This is a genomic window from Acidovorax sp. SRB_24, from assembly GCF_012931925.1.
The window spans coordinates 20455-40156 of record NZ_MWOM01000025.1 but is presented as its reverse complement, the minus strand read 5'-3'; the positions used below and the strand labels follow the sequence as shown (position 1 = coordinate 40156).

19 protein-coding genes are annotated in these 19702 nt (G+C 69.8%); 9 read left to right on the top strand and 10 right to left on the bottom strand.

Features of this window, described 5'->3' with window-relative positions:
* The first annotated feature begins 97 nt into the window (after positions 1–97).
* The 4 genes from B2J89_RS10900 to B2J89_RS10885 all read left to right on the top strand — a co-directional run bounded on the left by B2J89_RS10900 (position 98) and on the right by B2J89_RS10885 (position 4412).
* A complete protein-coding gene (locus B2J89_RS10900; RefSeq protein ID WP_169169103.1) occupies positions 98–2182 on the top strand; it encodes an ATP-dependent helicase in 2085 nt (694 codons plus the stop codon).
* Positions 2183–2223: 41 nt separating this feature from the next.
* On the top strand, positions 2224–2637 hold the full coding sequence (locus B2J89_RS10895) for a hypothetical protein (RefSeq protein ID WP_240964880.1): 414 nt from the start codon (positions 2224–2226) through the stop codon (positions 2635–2637).
* Positions 2637–3821, top strand: coding sequence for a phospholipase A (locus B2J89_RS10890; protein WP_371809059.1), 1185 nt, complete (start codon positions 2637–2639; stop codon positions 3819–3821). The genes B2J89_RS10895 and B2J89_RS10890 overlap by 1 nt, the downstream gene beginning before the upstream one ends.
* Before the next feature lie 204 nt (positions 3822–4025).
* Complete coding sequence (locus B2J89_RS10885; RefSeq protein WP_169169100.1) at positions 4026–4412, top strand: hypothetical protein; 387 nt, start codon at positions 4026–4028, stop codon at positions 4410–4412.
* An 18-nt stretch (positions 4413–4430) separates the two neighbouring features.
* Here the strand turns inward: B2J89_RS10885 and B2J89_RS10880 are convergent, their stop codons facing one another.
* The gene (locus B2J89_RS10880) at positions 4431–4940 is read right to left on the bottom strand and encodes a universal stress protein (protein WP_169169099.1); all 510 of its coding nucleotides are present in this window, start codon (positions 4938–4940) and stop codon (positions 4431–4433) included.
* 79 nt (positions 4941–5019) lie between these two features.
* On the opposite strand from B2J89_RS10880, the gene tgt reads away from it, so the two are divergent.
* The 3 genes from tgt to B2J89_RS10865 all read left to right on the top strand — a co-directional run bounded on the left by tgt (position 5020) and on the right by B2J89_RS10865 (position 7696).
* Positions 5020–6192 carry a tRNA guanosine(34) transglycosylase Tgt gene (tgt, locus tag B2J89_RS10875; protein ID WP_169169098.1) on the top strand — a complete coding sequence of 391 codons (1173 nt, stop codon included), beginning with the start codon at positions 5020–5022 and terminating at the stop codon, positions 6190–6192.
* Between the two features lie 167 nt (positions 6193–6359).
* Positions 6360–6866: a hypothetical protein gene (locus B2J89_RS10870; protein ID WP_240964874.1), complete on the top strand. Its 507-nt coding sequence runs from the start codon at positions 6360–6362 to the stop codon at positions 6864–6866.
* Positions 6867–6955: 89 nt separating this feature from the next.
* Positions 6956–7696 carry a hypothetical protein gene (locus B2J89_RS10865; RefSeq protein ID WP_169169097.1) on the top strand — a complete coding sequence of 247 codons (741 nt, stop codon included), beginning with the start codon at positions 6956–6958 and terminating at the stop codon, positions 7694–7696.
* Between the two features lie 95 nt (positions 7697–7791).
* Here B2J89_RS10865 and B2J89_RS10860 read toward each other — a convergent pair whose 3' ends face one another.
* The 3 genes from B2J89_RS10860 to B2J89_RS10850 form a co-directional block, all read right to left on the bottom strand.
* Entirely contained in the window at positions 7792–8187 is a 396-nt protein-coding gene (locus B2J89_RS10860; protein WP_169169096.1) for a DUF3597 domain-containing protein, read from the bottom strand.
* Positions 8188–8265: 78 nt separating this feature from the next.
* Complete coding sequence (locus tag B2J89_RS10855; protein ID WP_169169095.1) at positions 8266–9330, bottom strand: zinc ribbon domain-containing protein; 1065 nt, start codon at positions 9328–9330, stop codon at positions 8266–8268.
* Between the two features lie 76 nt (positions 9331–9406).
* A complete protein-coding gene (locus B2J89_RS10850; protein WP_169169094.1) occupies positions 9407–11353 on the bottom strand; it encodes an MFS transporter in 1947 nt (648 codons plus the stop codon).
* Between the two features lie 203 nt (positions 11354–11556).
* Between B2J89_RS10850 and B2J89_RS10845 the strand changes: the two genes are divergently transcribed.
* Entirely contained in the window at positions 11557–11964 is a 408-nt protein-coding gene (locus B2J89_RS10845) for a YXWGXW repeat-containing protein (protein ID WP_169169093.1), read from the top strand.
* A 438-nt stretch (positions 11965–12402) separates the two neighbouring features.
* A complete protein-coding gene (locus B2J89_RS10840; RefSeq protein ID WP_169169122.1) occupies positions 12403–13566 on the top strand; it encodes a rhodanese-like domain-containing protein in 1164 nt (387 codons plus the stop codon).
* Positions 13567–13603: 37 nt separating this feature from the next.
* Here B2J89_RS10840 and B2J89_RS10835 read toward each other — a convergent pair whose 3' ends face one another.
* From B2J89_RS10835 to B2J89_RS10810, 6 genes are all read right to left on the bottom strand, one after another.
* A complete protein-coding gene (locus B2J89_RS10835) occupies positions 13604–14902 on the bottom strand; it encodes an FIST N-terminal domain-containing protein (RefSeq protein WP_169169092.1) in 1299 nt (432 codons plus the stop codon).
* Between the two features lie 41 nt (positions 14903–14943).
* Positions 14944–15744, bottom strand: a complete 801-nt coding sequence (locus B2J89_RS10830; RefSeq protein WP_169169091.1) for a PhaM family polyhydroxyalkanoate granule multifunctional regulatory protein — start codon at positions 15742–15744, stop codon at positions 14944–14946.
* Positions 15745–15838: 94 nt separating this feature from the next.
* Complete coding sequence (locus tag B2J89_RS10825) at positions 15839–16342, bottom strand: copper chaperone PCu(A)C (protein ID WP_169169090.1); 504 nt, start codon at positions 16340–16342, stop codon at positions 15839–15841.
* Positions 16343–16368: 26 nt separating this feature from the next.
* Positions 16369–16917: a YcnI family protein gene (locus tag B2J89_RS10820; RefSeq protein ID WP_169169089.1), complete on the bottom strand. Its 549-nt coding sequence runs from the start codon at positions 16915–16917 to the stop codon at positions 16369–16371.
* Between the two features lie 8 nt (positions 16918–16925).
* Positions 16926–19259, bottom strand: a complete 2334-nt coding sequence (locus tag B2J89_RS10815) for a TonB-dependent receptor (RefSeq protein ID WP_169169088.1) — start codon at positions 19257–19259, stop codon at positions 16926–16928.
* An 80-nt stretch (positions 19260–19339) separates the two neighbouring features.
* A complete protein-coding gene (locus B2J89_RS10810) occupies positions 19340–19699 on the bottom strand; it encodes a DUF2946 family protein (RefSeq protein ID WP_169169087.1) in 360 nt (119 codons plus the stop codon).
* Positions 19700–19702 lie beyond the last annotated feature (3 nt).

The following is a 19702-nucleotide window of genomic DNA, read 5'->3' as shown; positions in this document are numbered from 1 at the left end:
CGATACATGCAGACACGCCACGGCCGGGCACGCGCAGCCCGCTCTGTATCATTGCGCGCTCACCCTCGGCTCCCGTTCTCTCTCCATTCCCACGCCCATGTCTGCAGGTCTCAACCTCGCCCAGCTCCAGGCTGTCCATTACACGGACGGCCCCTGCCTCGTGCTCGCCGGCGCGGGCTCGGGCAAGACGCGCGTGATCACGCACAAGATCGCGCACATGATCGAGCGCGGCATGGAGCCCAAGCGCATCGCCGCCATTACCTTCACCAACAAGGCCGCCGCCGAAATGCGCGAGCGCGCCAAGGGCCTGATCGGGCGCCAGGCCAAGGACGTGCTGATCTGCACCTTTCACTCGCTCGGGGTGCGCATGGTGCGCGAGGACGGCAAGGTGCTCGGCCTGAAGCCCCAGTTCAGCATCCTCGACCAGGACGACGTGACCAGCATCCTCAAGGACGCGGCCGGCGGCACGACCGACTCGGCCACCGCGCGCCAGTGGCAGTGGACCATCAGCCTGTGGAAGAACATGGGCATGAACGCGCAGGAAGCACTGGCCCAGGCCAAGGACGACAGCGAGCGCAGCATCGCCACCATCATGGCGCGCTACGAGGAGCGGCTGACGGCCTACCAGAGCGTGGACTTCGACGACCTGATCAGCCTGCCGCTCAAGCTGCTGCGCGACTTCCCCGAGGTGCGCGCCAAGTGGCAGGCGCTGCTGGGCCATGTGCTGGTCGACGAATACCAGGACACCAACGCCACGCAGTACGACCTGCTCAAGCTGCTGGTGGGCGAGCGCGGCCACTTCACCGCTGTGGGCGACGACGACCAGTCGATCTACGGCTGGCGCGGCGCGACGCTCGACAACCTGAAGAAATTGCCGGTCGACTTTCCGAAGCTCCAGGTCATCAAGCTCGAGCAGAACTACCGCTCGACCAGCGCCATCCTGCGCGCTGCCAACAACGTGATCGGCCCGAACCCCAAGCTGTTCCCGAAGACGCTGTTCAGCGAACTCGGCGAGGGCGAGCCGGTGCGCGTGGTCGATGCCGACAGCGAAGAGCACGAGGCCGACCGCGCCGTCGCGCGCATCCTAGGCCTGCGCGCCGCGGCCAACCCGCCGCCCGAGTGGCGCGGTTTTGCCGTGCTGTACCGCGCCAACCACCAGGCCAAGCCGTTCGAGAAGGCGCTGCGCCGCGCCAACATTCCCTACAAGGTCTCGGGCGGGCAGAGCTTTTTCGACCGCGCCGAAATCAAGGACCTGTGCGCCTGGTTCCGGCTGTGGATCAACTCCGACGACGACCCGGCGTTCCTGCGCTCGGTCGGCACGCCCAAGCGCGGCATCGGCCACCAGAGCCTGGCGCAGCTGGGCACCTTTGCCACGCAGCACCGCTTGAGCCTGTTCGCCGCGCTGTTCTCGCCGATGCTGCCGGCGGCGCTGCCGCGCCGCGCGCTCGACAGCCTGCTCGAATTCGGCCGCTACGTGAACGACCTCGAATACCGCGCGCGCCAGACGCTGGGCGCCGAGAACGCGCGGAGCTTCCTGGCCGAGTGGCTCAAGGAAATCGAGTACGAGAAGTACCTGTACGACGGCGAAGACAGCGAGAAGGTCGCTGCCGCGCGCTGGACCAATGTGCTCGAGTTCTGCGACTGGATGGCGCAGCGCGCCGGCGGACAGATCGACGACACGGCGGGCAGCGTGGTCACCAGCGAATCCAAGAGCCTGCTGGAGGTGGCGCAGACGATCGCTCTGCTGTCCACCATCAGCGAGCGCGAGAAGGACCAGGACATGGTCACGCTCTCGACGCTGCACGCCTCCAAGGGGCTGGAGTGGCCGCACGTCATCCTGGCCGGCGTGACCGAGGGCATGCTGCCCTTCAAGCTCGGCGACGACGAGGGCCGCCAGCAGAAGGTGACCGACGACATCGCGCAGCGCCTGCAGGAAGAGCGCCGCCTGATGTACGTGGGCATCACGCGCGCCCAGCGCACGCTGGCCGTGAGCTGGACGAAAAAGCGCAAGAAGGGCCGCGAGATGGTCGCCGCGCAGCCGAGCCGCTTCATCGCCGAGATGGCGCTGGACAAGACCACCGCGCGCGAAGACCCGCGCGAGAAACTGCGCGCGCTGCGCGCCGAATTTGCCGCCAAGGCCCAGGCCACGAGCGCGGCCCAGGCCGCCTCCGCCGCCCTATGAACATCCCAATCACTCTGATATTGATAGCTTCCTGCGCTTGCATGGCAAGCGCCAGAGCCCAAAAAGACCCCGAAACACACACTGCCGCTGCGCCGGCCGCCAGCACCTGCCCCTCGGCCGAGGACATGGACCAGCAGCACCTGCAGGGCCTGTGGCGCGCCACGCTCGCTGGCGCGGAGCAGGGCGCGCTGCTGCGCCTGGGCCCGCACCCCGAGCTGGCGGGCAGCGTGCGCGGCACGGTGGCGCGCGGCGACGCGACGGCGCTGGTCACCGGCGATGTGCACGAGGGCGCACTGGCCCTGGAGGAATCCACCGACGGCATCCACATCGCGGCCACCTGGAGCGGCGATGTGGTGGACGGCAGCTGTGGAAAGGAAATACGCGGAACATGGAACAACGTCACCCCCGAAACCACCCTGCCCTTCGTGCTGCGCAAGCAGGCCGCAGGGACCTGATGCGCGCCCCGCTCGCGGCGGCCCTGCTGTGGGCCGCGCTGCCGGCCACGCCGGCGCTGGCCCAGGCGCCCGCGCGGGACGCCGCCTGGCAGCAGTGCGCCGCGCTGCAGAACGACCAGAGCGCGCGCCTGGCCTGTTTCGACCAGTGGGCCGGCCAGCAGGCCGCGCCTCCGGCGGCGTCCGGCAGCGCCACGGCCGCCTCGGCCAACGCCTGGGCGCAGGGCGGCGCGAGCGCGTCAACTGCGCCAACCGCGAGCGAAGTCGCCCCGCCGCCTGCGCCGCCGGTGGCCCTGCAGATCGTCGAAGTGCCGCGCACCACGGGCTGCCGCGACGCGCAGTACAGCGAGATGTCGCGCTTCTGGGAACTCGAGCCGGGCACCGACTGCGGCACCTTCAGCTTCCGCGGCTACCGGCCGATCAACGCGTCGGTGGCGGCGGCGAGCAACGTCAACCGCCAGCCCAGTTCCAGCGCGCCGGACCACACGGCCGCCGCGCCCATCGACTACCGCAACACCGAGAACCGCATCCAGCTGTCGGTGCGCACCAAAATAGCCCAGGGGCTGCTCACGCAGGGCGACTCCGAGCGCAAGGATTCGCTGTGGTTCGGCTACACCCAGCAGTCGTACTGGCAGCTGTTCAGCCCCGCCATTTCGCGGCCCTTCCGCACCACCGACCACGAGCCCGAAGTCGTCTACGCCTACCCCAGCGACGTGCGCCTGCCCGGCGGCTGGCGCCTGCGCTACAGCGGCCTGGGGCTCGTGCACCAGTCCAACGGCCAGAGTCTGCCGCTGTCGCGCAGCTGGAACCGCGTCTACCTGATGGCCGGCATGGAACAGGGCCAGCGCTGGCGCGTGCAGGGGCGCGTGTGGCACCGCCTCGCCGAGAGCGCGGCCAACGACGACAACCCCGGCATTTCGGACTACATCGGCCGCGGCGAGCTGCAGGCGTACTGGAACGTCAACCGCAGCAACACCGTCGGCGTCACGCTGCGCCATGCGCTCAAGCGCGATGGGCGCGGCTCGGCGCGCCTCGAATGGCTGCAGACGCTGGGCGAGGGCTTTGGCGGCGGCAAGAGCAACCTGCGCCTGCACACGCAGCTGTTCAGTGGCTATGGCGACAGCCTGATCGACTACAACCGCCGGCGCACGGTGCTGAGCGTGGGGCTGAGCCTGGTCGATTTCTGAGCGCGGCCTCCCAAACGGCAGGGGGCTTGAATCACATCCTGTTACTTCCTGGCCCCGGCCCGCCTTGAACCGCCCCTGCGCTGCCGACACAATGGCGTGCGCCGCGCCACCCCGGCCACGCTCCCGATAAGAGCCGGTTTCCTGGCGCATTCCCTGCCATCGCCGCGCGCCCCTGCCCGGACAATGCCGCTACAGAGGACCCCCATGGACATGCAATACCAGCTCAAGGCCGGCAGCTACTACCTGTACGACATGCGCGAGACGCCCAGCGCCGTCACGGGCGAGCGCCGCTTCAAGCTCAAGACCGACACCGTGGCCATTGCCTTTGACGCGCACACCGGCGAGGTGCATCAGCACGGCAGTCCGACGCGCATCCAGTCCTGGGCGGCCATGACGCGGCGGCGCCTGCGCGCGGCCGGGGCGCAGGACATGGCCAACGACATCGTCGTGGTGTCGGGCCCGCTGCCGGTCGAAGAAATCAACAAGTGCCTGTGGATCAGCGGCTACTGCCGGCGCATGCTCAAGCGCCTGGCCACGCTGCCGCACGGCAAGCTGCAGCGCACCGCCGAGCCCTGGCGGCGCGCGGCCTGAGGGCTGCCCCCTTCGGGTTCAAGCGCCGCCGCGAAACCCTTCGAGGGTGTCCGTCGCGCCGTCGTCTTCCTGCAGGTCTTCGGGCTCCACCTGCGGCGCCGCATGGCGCACGATGGTCACCGGCACCGGGCTTGCGTGCGCCACAGCCTGCGACACCGAGCCCAGCAGCGCGCTGCTGACGGCGCCCTGGCCGCGCGCGCCCACGAGCACCATGTCGCAGCCCGAGGTCTCGATCAAGTCCACCAGCGTGTGGCCCGGGTCGCCGATGCCGATCTCGGTGTCGTACGCGATGCCCGCAGCGTCGAGCAGCGCACGCGCCGAGGCCATCAGGTCGGCGCCCGCCTGCAGGCTGGCGCTGGCAATCAGGTCGGGGTCGCGCGACACCACCAGTTCGTACAGCGAGGCGGGCTCCTGCACGTTGGCCAGCACCACGCTGGCGCGCAGGCCCTGCTGCAGCAGCTGCAGCGCGTGGCGCACGGCGTCCAGCGACCGCTCCGAGCCATCGACGGCAATCAGAATCTTGAGCATGGCAATTCCCTTTCTGGATGGTTCGGTCCAGTGTAGCGGCGCACCTGGGCGCGCCGCCCCATCTGGGACAATCGCGCCCATGCTGCAGTTTGACCTCCTCACCACCGACCCCACCAGCCACGCCCGCCGCGGCACGCTCACGCTCAACCACGGCGTGGTGCAAACCCCCATCTTCATGCCCGTGGGCACCTACGGCACCGTCAAGGGCGTGATGCCGCAAAGCCTGCACGACATGGGCGCGCAGATCATCTTGGGCAACACCTTCCACCTGTGGATGCGTCCCGGCCAGGACGTGATGCAGAGCTTTGGCGGCCTGCACGCGTTCGAGCAGTGGGACAAGCCGATCCTCACCGACTCGGGGGGCTTCCAGGTCTGGAGCCTGGGCGCGATGCGCAAGATCACCGAGGAAGGCGTGACCTTCGCGAGCCCGGTCAACGGCGACAAGCTGTTCATGTCGCCCGAGGTCAGCATGCAGATCCAGACCACGCTGAACTCCGACATCGTGATGCAGCTCGACGAGTGCACGCCCTACGAGACCAAGGGCCACCTGACCACCGAGCGCGAAGCGCGCCAGTCGATGGAGATGAGCCTGCGCTGGGCGAAACGCAGCCAGGACGAATTCGCGCGGCTCGACAACCCGAACGCGCTGTTCGGCATCGTGCAGGGCGGCATGTACACGAACCTGCGCGAAGAGTCGCTGGCGCGCCTGGTCGAGATGGACTTCCCCGGCTATGCGATCGGCGGCGTCAGCGTCGGCGAGCCCAAGGACGAGATGCTGGCCATCATGGCGCACACCCCGCACCGGCTGCCCGCGCACAAGCCGCGCTACCTGATGGGCGTGGGCACGCCCGAAGACTTGGTGCAGGGCGTGGCCGACGGCGTCGACATGTTCGACTGCGTGATGCCGACGCGCAACGCGCGCAACGGCACGCTGTTCACGCGCTTTGGCGACCTGAAGATCCGCAACGCCCGCCACAAGACCGACCACCAGCCGCTCGACACCACCTGCACCTGCCACGCCTGTGCCGGCAAAGACGGCGTGTCGTGGGATGCCGGCGGACGCGGCGGCTTCTCGCGCGCCTACCTGCACCACCTCGACCGCTGCGGCGAGATGCTCGGCCCCATGCTGACCACCATCCACAACCTGCACTACTACCTGAACCTGATGCGCGAGGTGCGCGAAGCGCTCGACGCCGGGCAGTTCGCGCAGTTCCGCGCGCAGTTCAAGGCCGACCGCGCGCGCGGCGTCTGAGCCAAGGCCCGCGCCCTGCGTGGCGCCGCCCCTCGAAACCCATTGATTGATAGCTGCCAACGCTTACCCGATAAGCGTTTGAGCCACTTTTGACGCTGATCTGAGAGCGCAGCATCGCTGCGGCGGCGCCCTGCCCGTCCGCCGTGGCGGCGGCAGTACCATGCGCCATGCTGCGCCAAATTCTGCTGTTGCCCCTGCGCCTGCTCACCGGGCTGGGCAACGGGGTGCTGGCGCTGCTGATCCTGTTCGAGGAATGGGGTTGGGAGCCGCTGCAGCAGCTGGTGGCGCGCATCAGCCGGTGGCCTGGCCTGCGCTGGATCGAGGCGCGCGTGCGCGCCCTGCCACCGTGGGCCGCCGTCGCGGTTTTTTCCCTGCCCACGGCAATGCTGCTGCCCATCAAGCTGCTGGCCCTGTGGGCCGTGGGGCGCGGCCATGTGCTGCTGGGCATGCTGGTGATCGTGGTGGCCAAGGTCGTGGGCACCGCCGTGGTGGCGCGCCTGTTCGCGCTGACGCAGCCCGCACTCATGCGGCTGCGCTGGTTTGCGGTGGTCTATGCCCACTGGATGCGCCTCAAGCACGCCGTGCTCGAACGCGCGCGCGCATCGTGGGCCTGGCGCGTGGCGCGCGTGGTCAAGCGCCAATGGCGGCAGCGGTGGCGCCGCTATCGGCGTTGACGGTCTGTGCGCTCCGGGGCACCCCGGGGGCGCTCGGCAAGCCTTATTCCGCCTACCATGGCGCCACCGCCACCCTCCGGACACCAGCGATGAAGCCCCTCGATCTCGCCAGCGCCGTGTTCCTGCTGGTCGCCACCGGCGTGGTCCGGGCCGGTGCGCCAGAACCCGCCGCCGATGCACCGGCCACGGCGCCTCCGGCTTACAAGCTCACCGCCGGCCTGTACCGCTTTTCCGACCACGCCACGGGCTGGGACGTGAACCTGCGCCACAGCTCCGACCTTGGCAACGTCTGGATCGGCTACTTCCGACTGGCCAGCCAGAACACGACCCAGTGGCGCGCCGGCTGGGACCACAACTACGGCACTGCGGTGCGCTTCAGCCCCTCGATCCAGTTCGCCAGCGGAGGGTTTGTCGGCGGCAGCGTGCAGGTGGAAACCGGCGATCCGTGGTTTGTCGGCGCCGGGCTGGGGCGCACCAATCTGCGTCCCTACTGGAACCTGAACTTCGACCCCAATGACGCCTACACGCTGTTGGCGGGCCACCGCAGGACCGACAGCCAGCTGTTCATGGTCCAGCTGGTGCGCGACAACCGGCAGAACCCGGACCAGCGGCACCTGCACTTCACGTGGCGCCAGCCGCTGGCAGAGGGCGAGCGCCTCACCCTGGACGCGCTCTACAAGACCGGCCTGGTGGAAAACGAACGCATTCGGCGCTGGGGACTCTCCGCCACCTACGACTGGCCAAACTGGTTCGTGCGCCTGGCCTGGGACCCGAACACCAACTTCACCCCGGTCGACGCCTGGCGGCTGTCCGTAGGCAGCCGCTTCTGATCGCGCGGCCAGCGTCCGGACCACGCCCTCGTGCCCCGAAGAAAAGGCACCTGCCATGCGGGACGGCAGGTGCCTGCGGCGCGCGGCGGTGCGGATCAGTCGCGCAGCTCGGGCGGCAGTGTGCCGCCATTGGCGGCGATGCTGCGCATCACCTGCTTGTGCAGCCAGGTGTTCCAGGCGGCCGAGCCGGGCTCGTCGCTGCCGCTGTAGTGCAGCTCGCCGGCCAGCTCCTTGCGCGCGGCCAGGCTGCTGTCCAGGCCCAGCAGCTTGAGCAGGTCGATGATGGAGGTGCGCCAGTTGAGTGCATTGGCACCCGGCATGGCGTCCAGGATGGGTGCCACGTCACCCAGCGCGATGGACGCCGGTGCCGCAGGTGCTGCACGAGCAGGGGCACTTGCGGCGGCCGGTGCCGGCGCCGGTGGCGCGGCCACGACCTCGGCAGCGTTGGCCGACGGGAAAATCTTGGAGAAAATTTTGGAAAAAAAGCCCATGAGTGCTCCCCGAGTGACGTTGACGTTGCTGTGACCGCGGCCCCCGGGGCGGACCCTTGAATGCCGCCAGCCTTTGTATCACGCGCCGGTGGCAGGCTCGGGTGCCGTCTGTCGGCTCGACGTGCCGCAGGCATGGCAGAACCTGGCAAAAGCGCTCTTGCGCGTGCTGCACTCGCCGCAGCGGTCGAACAGGCCGATGCCGCAGTGCGGGCAGAAGTCGATCGTGGCGTCTTTGAGGTCCACCGGGCGCTCGCAGCCCGGGCACACGCCCTTGGCCAGGCGCGCCAGCGCGACGTCGTAGCCGAGTTCCTTGCGGCGCTGCTGATCGGGCAGCGCCTCGGCCTGCTTCTGGCGCTCCAGGTAGCGGTTCAGCGCCAGGATCGCATAGCGCCCGACCAGCGCCGTGAGCACGATACCGACCGCATAGCGCACATAGCCGCCGTAGCTCGGCAGGTAGGGCACGAGCTCGACGAAGAAAGCGAACAGCGCGAAGAAGATGAAGCCCCAGACGAAGGGCCACCAGGTGCCCTTGCGCTGCTTCACGAACAGCCAGCCCGCCAGCGCCAGCAGCGGCAGCGTGAGCGCCAGACGGTAGAGGAACACGCGCAGCTCGACCCGGCGGCGCTCGGCGGCCAGTTTCTTGGCCCCTTCGGCTTCGAGGCGTTCGAGACCTTGGCGCGCTGCCGTGGCGGACTGGCGCGCATCGAGCGCCGCCTGCTGCTGCACCTCGACGGCCTGCTGGGTCTGGCGCTCGGCCTGCTTGAGCAAATCGAGCGCCTGCGTGCGCGCCAGCACCTCGGGGTCGTGCTCGGCGCGCTGCGTCACGCTGCGCGCGGCCAGCCAGTTGTTGAAGGTTTCGCGTTCGGCCTGGCTTTCGCTGCGCGCCTTGCCGCGCTGCAGCTGCGCCTGCTCGAGCGCGCTCTGGGCGTCCTGCTCGGCCTGGCGCGCCGCGCGGACCTGGGCGCGCAGCGCCTCGGCGGCCGGGCGGTCGAGGAAGTCGTCGAGCTGCAGCGGGGTCTCGACGCGGGGCAGGTCGCCCACCACCGTGCCGCCCAGGCCGATCAGGAAGCTGGCGAACACCAGCGCCACCAGCCACAGGCCGCGGCGGAACCATTTTTCGGACAGGCGCAGCGATTTGCTCATGGCGTTTCCTTCGGTTGAACTCTTGAATTGATAGCTGCTTGCGCTTATGTACCAAGCGCTAGAGACTGTTTCTCCGCTATTTTGCAATGCGCTGGGCCAGCAGCGCAGCGACCTTCTCGCGCAGCGCCTCGGGCGTGACCTGGGCGGCAGGCAGCGCGCTGCCCACGTTCAGCCCCACGGGGTTGAACAGCCCGCGCCGAAACGGCCGCACCATGGCGCCGCCGCGTTCGATGCGGCTGAAGCACGAGCCCCACAGGTTCGTCAGCGCCATCGGGACCACGGGCACCTCGATGCCCTCGGCCTGCGCCCGCGCGAGGATCTTCACGATGCCGCCCTGGAACGGCTGCAGGCTGCCGTCGTGCGTGATGCCGCCTTCGGGAAAGATGGCAAGCAGGTCGCCGTCCCGCAGCACCTGGGCGGCGCGCTCGAAAGCGGCCTCGTAGGCGGCGGCGTCCTCCTTTTGCGGCGCGATCGGAATCGCCCGCGCCAGGCGGAACAATCTGCCCAGCACGGGCACGCGGAAGATGCGGTGGTCCATCAGAAAGCAGATGGGGCGCGGGCTCGCCGCCATGAGCAGCACGGCGTCGACAAAGCTCACGTGGTTGCAGACCAGCACGGCCGCCCCGGCCGTCGGAATGTGCTCGTCGCCGTGCACCTTGAAGCGGTAGACGAAGCGCGAGGCCCCCCAGGCGATGAAGCGCAGCAGGTACTCGGGCACCAGCCAGAAGATGTAGCCCGCCACCACCGCGTTGGCGATCGCCGTGAACAAAAACACCTGCGGCACCGTGAAGCCCGCGCCCAGCAGCGCGCCGGCGATGAGCGCGCTGGCGATCATGAACAGCGCATTGAGGATGTTGTTGGCGGCAATGGTGCGCGCGCGGTGCGTGGGCGCGCTGCGCAGCTGGATCAGCGCATACATCGGCACGCTGTAGAGGCCCGCGAACAGGCTCAGCAGCGCCAGGTCCGCCATCACGCGCCAGTGCACGGGCTGCGACACGAACGCGGCCAGGCCCATGAGGTCGGCCGCCGGCAGGCCGCGCGCGGCAAAGTACAGGTCGGTGGCGAACACGCTCATGCCGATCGCGCCCAGCGGCACCAAGCCGATCTCGACATGGCGGCGGCCCAGCACCTCGCACAGCAGCGAGCCGGTGCCGATGCCGACCGAGAACACCACCAGCAGGAGCGAGGCGACCTGCTCGTTGCCGTGCAGCACCTCCTTGGCAAAGCTCGGGAACTGGCTCAGGAACACGGCGCCGAAGAACCACATCCAGCTGATGCCCAGCAGCGAGCGGAACACCACCGGGTTGCCGCGTGCCAGCTGCAGGTTGCGCCAGGTTTCCGTGAAAGGGTTCCAGTTGACCGTGAGTTCCGGGTCGGTGGCGGGCGCCGCAGGAATGCACTGCGCCACGGCCCGCCCGGCCAGCGCCGCCAGCACGCAGGCCACGGCCACCATGGCGTGGCCCCCTATCAGCACATCCTCCGGCAGTGCGACCAGCAGGCCGCCCGCCACGTTGCCGAGCAGGATGGCGACGAAGGTGCCCATCTCGACCATGCCGTTGCCGCCCGTGAGTTCGCGCTCGCCGAGCACCTGCGGCAGCAGGGCGAACTTGACCGGTCCGAACAGCGTGGAATGCACGCCCATCAGGAAGGTGCACAGCAGCAGCACCGGCACCTGGCCTGCGATGAAGCCGGCGGCCGCCACGAGCATGATCGCGACCTCTAGGTTCTTGACGAAGCGGACCGTGCGCGCCTTGTCGTATTTGTCGGCCAGCTGCCCGGCCGTTGCCGAAAACAGCAGGAACGGCAGGATGAACAGCGCACCGATCACCAGCCCCGCCAGGGCGGGCGGCAGCCACGACACGCTGAGCTGGTAGGTCACCATCACCGTGAACGCGAACTTGAACAGGTTGTCGTTGGCCGCGCCCGAGAACTGGGTCCAGAAAAACGGCGCAAAGCGGCGCTGGCGCAACAGCGCGAACTGGTTGGGGTGCGCGTGCCCGGCGCCGGCGGGTTCGTGGCCCATGGAATGCTCCTGTGTGTCGTGCGCCCGCAGGCGCCGCCGGATTGTGCCCTGCACGGCCTGCGCGGCGGCGGAACCCGCGCCCTGGGTGCTGCGGCGCTGAAACACAGCTTCACATGACTTTGCATGGCAGGAACCGGCACTTGACGCAGCGCCGCCACCATCAAGTTCCCGCTTCCGCAAGGAACGCTTTTCAGGAGAACAACATGGTCCGCACCACCTTCGCTGCCACTTCCCTCACGCTGCTGTCGCTGTTTGCCCTGGCGCCCGCGCAGGCCGCCCCGCACGCCACCGTCGTGATCCAGTCGGGCCAACCGGTCTATGCGCAGGGCCAACCGGTCTACCTGCCCGCGCCGCCGCCGCCGCGCCGTGAAGCGATGCCGCGCCCGCGCCGCGGCCAGGTGTGGGTGGCCGGCCACTGGGAGTGGCGCGGCAACCGCCATGTGTGGGCCCCGGGCCACTGGGTCAAGGCGCGCCCCGGCTACCACTACCGCCAGCCGCAGTGGGCGCAGCACAACGGCAAATGGCAGATGCGCGGTGGCGGCTGGGACCGTGACGGCGACGGCGTGCCCAACCGCTACGACAGCCGCCCCGACAACCCACGCCGCCACTGAGACCGCGGCGCACGCGCCACCGCACCCCTCCCATGCCGCGGCCAGGTGCCGCGGCATTTGCTTGGGGGATTGCGGCCCGCAACCCTCGGATCGGCGCCGCAGAGCGCGGGGGAGCGGCAGCGCGGCAAGGCGCCGCGGCACGCTCAAGAATGCGCTCTGAATTTCATAGCTTGCAACACTTACCCCGCAAGCGCCAGAGCCCAAAAGACGCATGAAACCTGCGCACGCTCGTTTTCGGTGGAGCGGCCCGACCGCGCCTCTGGGCGCCCTGGGCTGCGAGCGCCAAACCAGCAGTTTCCGGGCGCGGGCGGTGCCCCGCAAGCGCAGTCCTGGAGCGGCCTGCGCCCGGCCACGCCGCGCAACGTGCCGCTGATCGGCAAGACCCCCGTGTGCGGTGTGCGCTCCACTAAGATGCGCTCCACACCAGGAGGGAACCCCATGCACCATGTCCCACAGTGGCTCTTGACCGGCCTGGCCTTGTGCCTGGCCAGCGCGCTCGCCCATGCCGAACTGGGCGCCATCGTGGCGGTCGAGCCCACCGCCCAGAAGAGCGCGCACACCATCTTGCGCAGTGCGCTGGAGTCGGGCCTGTCACAAGCCGCGGCGCAGCCGGTGGTGGTCAGCACCAGCGACGACCTGGCCAACGTCATGCGCGCCACGCGCAGCGCCGGCTACGACATCTTCATCGCCCCGCCGCAGGTGGCGGCCTCGGCGCTGCAGCGCGGCTATGAGCTGGTCGGTGCCACGCAGAAGTCGGACCAGTACCTGCTGGTCGGCGCGGCGCAGGTGGCGACGACCGCCGCCCTCAAGGGCCGCCGGCTGTACCTGCCGCAGCAGGACTCGGTCTACACCTACCTGGCGCGCGGCATGCTCAACGAGGCCGGTCTGTCGTTCAAGGACCTCAAGGCGGTGCAGCACGAAAAATACCCCCAGGCCGGCCTCACGGCCCTGGTGCTGGGCATGGCCGATGCCACCGTGGTGCATGCCGACGACTGGGCGCCCTGGTCCCAGGCGCACCCCGGTGTGGCGCGCGTCCTGGGCCGCTCGCAGCCGGTGCCGGGCGGGCTCTCCATCGCCGTGCGCAAAAACCTGCCGCTCGAGGTGCGGGCCCGGCTCGCGCAGTGGTTTGGCGCGCCGCCGCCCAAGTCCGGCCTGGCGCCGGTGGCCGTGCAGCCCTCGGCCTCGGAATACCAGCGCCTGGCGGAGCTGGGCCTGTTCACACCCGCCGAGCTGCCGGGCGTGCAGCGCATCACCGCCAAGGAAGCGCTGCAACTGCAGTCCCGCGGTGCGCTGGTGGTGGACACGCGCACCGACAAGGAATTCAAGGACCGCCGCATCCGCGGCGCGGTGCACGCGGCGTACGTCGAGAAAAGCCTCAAGGACGTGGCCTTCGACGCCGCGCAGGACGACTTCGCGGCGCTTGCGCGCGTGGCCCGGCTGACGCCCGAGACGCCCGTGGTCTTTGCCTGCAATGGGGCGGAATGCTGGAAGTCGTACAAGGCGGCCAAGGTGGCGGCCGGCAAGGGCTTTAAGGCCGTCTACTGGCTGCGCGGCGGCCTGCCCGAGTGGGACGCCGAGGGCCTGCCCACCGACGGCGGCTGAACGCCCGGCGCCGCAGTGGCGTGGGGCGCGGCCCGCCCTAGGCGGCCTCGGTGAACACCGTCAGCACGCCGGTGTAGCCATACAGATGGTGGTGGGCGATCTCGCCGCCGGCAAAGAAGCCGACCAGCGGCACGTCGCCCAGCGCATGGCGCACGGTCTGCAGCTCGGCCCCCGGCGCCCCGAAATACGCCCCGCCCCGCCCCGAGCAGCTCACATAGAGGGCCCCCGCGATGCGCCGGCCCGCGCGCGGCGTGGCGGCACCGCTCGGAGACGGAGCGCCTTGGGCGGCCAGGGCGACAAAGGCTGCGGGCTCGGACTCCTCGGGCGCCAGCTCTTCGCGCAGTTCGGTGCAGATGCGCACCAGGTCGGCCCGCGCCGCCTCGGGGTGGCGCTGGCAGAACGCCAGTCGCATGCCGGGCTGGACCTGCGTGGCCAGCGCCACGCCATGGCGCGCACCGTCGAGGCCGACGATGTGGCGCACGCGTGTTTCGGTGCCAAAGTGGCCGGTGTGTTCGGCCACGGGTGCGCCGGGGCCGGCATGCTCGTCCATCAGGCCGGCGAGTGTGGCGCGCACGCGCTGCACGGCGGGCTGCAGGTCGCCCCCCAAGGTCACGTCGAGCGTGCGCAGCAGCACGTCGAGCGCCGGCTCGCCGTCGAGTGCCAGCACCACGTTGTCCTGCGCGGCGGTGATGCGCCGCGCCGGCCCCAGGGGCTGGCAGCCCTGCGTGATGCGCGTGAGCAGCGGCACGCGCGCATCGAAGGCCACGCCCGAAAGACCGCCATCGAACACACCGCCAGCGGCGCCATGGCCGGCCAGGTTGCCGCTGCCGCCCACGGCAAACTGCACGCTGGCGCGGCGGCTGGCGGCCAGGCCGCCAAACACGCTGCCGCTGGTGGTGCGCTCGGCCATCTCGGCGATCAGCTCGGCCACGTCGGGGGTGCGGCCGTCGGCATGCACCAGCGCGGTGTGCGCCACGAAGCCGCTGGTCGGTGCGCGCGGCAGCGGCGCCACGCCCGAGAAGACGCGGTACTGTTCGCAGGGAATGTCGAGCAGCATCACGGCCAGCGCTGGCGCGTCGAAGTATTCGGCGTTGTTGGCGCACACGCCCACGCCGACGGTGCCGCTCCAGTCGGTCACGCCGGGCAGCTCGGCGCTCAGGTGGTCCAGCAGCGCCTGGGCGTCGTCGGCGCAGTGGTCGTTGATGTAGAGGATGCCCAGCGTGGGCGCCCGCGCGTAATCCGGCCGCGCCATCTGCGCGCGCAGCTGCGCCAGCACGAGATCGGCGGCCGTGCGCCACTGCGGGTGCGTGGCGTGGCCGGTGGGGAACAGTTTCATGGGTGCCTTGCCGCGGCAGCGGCAAGCCTCGCTGGCGTGTCTCAGCGCGCCGATTTCGATGCGGCGCGCCGCGCCGGGGCCTTCTTGGCGGCGGCGGGGGATTTGGCCGGCGCTGCGCGCGCCGCGGTTTGGGCAGGCACCGTCTTGGGGGCGGCGGCCTTCTTGGCCGCGACCGGCTTGGCGGTGGTCGCCAGGCGCGCGGCGTCCTGCAGGCTTTGCACGCCTTGCGCGGCCATCTGGCTGGCCATGTCGGTCGCGGTCTTGAAGGCGTCCTTGGCCAGGTTCTGGGTGGCGCCGATGGCCGTCTTCTGCGCCGCGGTGTCTTTGAGGGCGCTGGCGGCGATCTGCTGGAACTGCTGGGTGAGCGCGCCCCACCATTGCAGCGGGTCGATCACGCCGGGGCTGCCCGCCTTGCTCGCGCCGCCGTCGGCCTTGTCGTCCTTGCCAGAGGCTGCTGGCGCCTCGGACGGGCGCGCGGCCGCCGGGGCCCCGCTGGCCTTGGCCGCGCTGCCTGCGGCGGTGTCGGCCGCCTTGGGCGTGAAGGCATTGGCCAGGTCGCCCATGCTGAAATTCATGCCCTGCAGCGTGGCCAGGGTCATCTTCTGCACTTCCAGCGCCTGGATGGTGGCCGTCAGCGCGCGCGAGTTCTGCTCGAGCCAGAACTGCACGGCCTTGAGCTCGTCGACGCGCTTTTCCAGCTCGTCGACGCTGATCGTCGGGGCCACCCAGTTCGACAGGCTGGGCAGCTTCGGGATGTGGCCCGAGGCGCCCTTGGCGAGGTTTTGCAGGAAGTCGAAGCCCGGCACGAATTTGCCGAAACCGAAGGGGGTTGTATCGCTCATGGCCGCTCCGCTGGGTGGTGTCAAGGTTCTGACAGCTTACCCGAATGCGACGCTGCCGTGGGCTGTTTGCACGGGCCCGCGCGGTGCGGCCGGCTCAGTGCTTGTGCGCTGGCGCGGCGTGCCCGCCATGCGCCCCCTGCGGCGCACCGGGCGCCCGGGTGTCCACGGGCAGCTGCACCTGCTGCTGGCTCTGCGCGCCCTGGGCGTCCTGGAACACCAGGGTCAGCGGCACGCTGGCGCCCTTGGCCAGCGGGGCCTTCAAGTCCATCAGCATGACGTGGTAGCCGCCGGGCTTGAGCTCGACGGCCTGGCCCGCGGGCAGGTCCAGTCCCGGCAGGGCGCGCATTTTCATCACGTCGCCTTCCATCTTCATCTCGTGCACTTCGGCCACGCCGGCCACGGGCGTCTCAATGCGCACCAGGCGCGTGGCCTGGGGCGCCGTCAGGCGCATGAAAGCGCCCGTGGCCTTCTGGCCCTGCACGCTGGCGCGGGCCCAGGCGCCTTCGACAGCGACGGGCGCGGCGCTTTGGACCTGGGCGGCACCGGCCAGCAGGGTGGCGGCCAGCAGCCAGGGGGCGGTGAAACGTGGAAATGCCATGGTGAACTCCTCAAGTAAAAACAAAATCAATGCGCGTGGCCGCCGCTGGCGGGCAGCAATTCCAGCGCGGCGGCGGGGGCTTGGAGGTCGTGCGGGTTCTGGCCCGCAGCGGGCACTTCGGTCCAGTCCATGCGGCCCTTTTCGCACACCTGGGCCACGGGCCAGTACAGCATGCCGGCCTGCCCGGGCAGGCGCGCCTGCAGCGTGAATTCGTCGTAGAAATGGCCCGGCAGCGCATCAGCCGCCGTGTTGGCGCTCCAGCGGATGCGGCGCACCTCGTCGGGGACGCTCTTGCCGTGGTCGGTGCGCGGCTGGGCGAGCTTTTCGCGCTCGATGGCGATCGTCCAGCCGGGCTTTGGCATGGGCTTGGCGCCCTCCACACCGGGCGGCACGGTGACGGTGATTTCGCGCGTCGGCGACGCGCCGCAGCCGTGCCCGACGCGGAACGTAGCCTTGTAGGTGCTGCCCGCGTTGGCCACCTGGTACTCCAGTGTGATGTGCGCGTTTGCAGCATGAAAAAGTCCTGAAACGCTTACCAGCAAAGCGCTGACAGCTATGGTTTTGATATTTTTCATGGGTTCTTTCAGAGGTCGATTTTGAGTTCCGCGACGTAGCTGCGCTGCGGATAGGGGTGGAAGTTCCAGAACTGGTAGTTGTTGGCGTTGTCGACGCCCAAAGCGGCCGACACGCTATGGCTGACCTGGTAGCGGGCGCGCAGGTCCACCGTGAAGAACCGGCTCACGCCCATGTAGGTGAAGCCGTTGACGTCGCTGTTGTCCAGCGTGCGGAACTGCGGGCCGCTGTAGCGCGCGCCGACCGAGGTGCTCCACTCGGCGTTCCAGCGGTAGCTGGCCAGCGCCGTGGCGCGCCACCGGGCGACGTTGGGCTGGCGCTTGCCGACGGTGTCGCCGGGGCGCACGGCAAAGCCGGCGTTCTCGCGGATGACCGAATCGGCATAGGTCACGCTGCCGCTCAGGTCCAGCCCGCGCTTTAGCACGTCGGCGCCGTTGTAGGCCAGCTCCAGCCCCTGCGTCTGAATGCGGCCCACGTTCTGCACGCGGCTGACATTGCGTTGGGCCACCGGGTCGAGCGTGGTCTGCGCATAGAGCGCGTCGCGCGTGTCCTCGGCAAAGAACGTGAGGCGCAGCAGGCCGCTGCCCAGGTCTTTTTCGGCGCTCAGTTCGTGGGTCCAGGATTTTTCGGGCCGCAGGTTCGGGTCGTTGAGGTACTGCGCGTTCGCGGTAGAGGTCGCGCCGTAGAGCTCGCCCACCGTCGGGAAGCGCACCGCGCGCCCGGCGGACCCCTTGAGCACCGTGTCCGCCCGCCACTGCCAGGACAGCGCGGCCTTGGGCGAGACATGCGTCTCGGCGCGCTGCGGCCACTGGGTGTCGACCGCTGGCAGCGCGCCCGGAATGCGCGTGCTGCCGCTGAACGCACTCCAGTGCTCGGCCCGCGCGCCCAGCACCGCCTTCCAGCGTGGCGCAAAGGCCCAGGCGTCTTGCGCGTACAGGCTGTGCAGGCGGGTCCTGCCGCCCACCGCGCTGGCCAGCGCGCCCGCGGCGTCCTGGCTCCAGTTGCCAGCAATGTCGGAGGTGAGGTAGGCGAGACGGTAGCTGTCCTGCTGGAAGCCGAAGTCCACGGTGTGCGCGCCCTTGACTCCATCCGGCCGCCAGGTGCCCTTGAGCGCCAGGGTGGTCCAGCCCGTACCGCTGCCGTCGGCCACGGTGCCGGGGCCGCCCAGCGCCGCCGCGGGCAGCGTATTGGCCGCGCCGTTCTGGCGCTTCAAATCCTTGCCGTAGTCGTAGAGGCTGGCGGCCACCTCCCAGTCGAAGACGCCCTGGGTGTGGCTCTTGACCGACAGGCCGTGGATGGTGTGCATGAGGGTTTCGTTCGTCAGCGCGAAGTCGGCGGCGGTGAGCGCGGCGTAGCTGCGGCCGTCGATGTTGATCGCGCCGCTGTTGACCGGCTGGCCTGCGGCATTGCGCAGGTACGACATCGGGCGCCCTTCGGACCGGTTCTGCCACAGGCCGAAGGTGTAGGCCGCGCGCAGCGTGGGCGAGACGTCGTAGGCCACTTTGGCCTTGATGTGGTCCTGCCGCGTGCGGTAGGCGGTGCCGCTGCCGAGGACGAGCCAGGGCGCCCCGGCGTTGTTGCTGCCGGGCACTGCGCCCGTGACCGGCTGGCCCGCCGCGCCGGGCGTGCCGCTGGCCACCAGGCGGGTGGCAAAGGTGAGCGGCTGGCCTTCGCTGTCGGTGTGGTGGAAGTTCAGGAACCAGGCCCAGTCGCCGTGCCGGTTGCCCACCGAGGTGCTGGCCTGCCAGGTGCGCAGCGTGGTGTCGGTGCCATAGAGCGCGAACGGCTGCGACACATGGCCCACCTTGCCATGGGCCTCGAAGCGGGTCGGCATGCGCGTCACGTAGTCCACCACCGCGCCCACCGAGTTGCCGGGGTAGGCGGCCGAGAACGGGCCGTACATCACGTCGACGCGCTCGATCTCCTCGGGCGTGACCAGGCCCCAGCGCGGGGGAAAGGACAGCCCGCCGACGCCATTGCCCAGGTAGTTGGACAGCAGGATGCCATCGGCGTACACGGCCGAGCGCGCGCTGTTGCCGGTGCCCGAGGCGCGGCTCGACAGGATGGCGTGGTTGTAGTCGCCGATGTAGCGCTTGCGCACCAGCAGGCTGGGAAAGTATTTGAGCGCGTCTTCGCTGTCGGTGGCGTTGATGCTCTGCGCGATCTGCTCGCGCGTGATGCCCTCCATGGTGGTGGGGATCTGCGTCGGCAGCGAGGTGGGCTGGCCGCCCGTGACGGTGACGACGCCCAGTTCTTTGGCCGGGGCGCCGGGGGTCTGCGCCTGGGCGGACAGGCCGACGGGCACGGCGACGGCCACGCCCAAGGCAACGCAGGTTCTGCGCATTCGGAAACTCCTGAAATCCAGTCAAAAATACCGCTAGCGCTTACCCACATTGGGCAAGCAGCTATGGTTTTGATATCAATTCAGGAGACAAGCGGAGGCCCGCGCGGCGGCAGCGGCGCGGCGGTGCGCGCAGCGATGTGCGCAGAGGGAATCGGCCGCAGCGCATGCGCCAGCGGCTGCGGCGCCGGCAGGCGCACCTGCGCGGGCGGCGGGGCCCCGCCGCCGAGGTGGGCGCACAGCGGGCAGTCGAGCATGGGGCCGCGCTGCTCTTGCGCGCCGCCGTCGGTGTGCACGATGAGCTTGACCTCGCCGGCGCCCGAGCAGACCAGCTCCATAGCCTGCGGGTTGACGAAGGGCGACGCCGTGGCCACCCCGAGGGACAAGGCAAACCACGCCAGCAGGCAGCAGGCGAGAGCGCGGATGCGGCGCAGGGTTTGCATGGG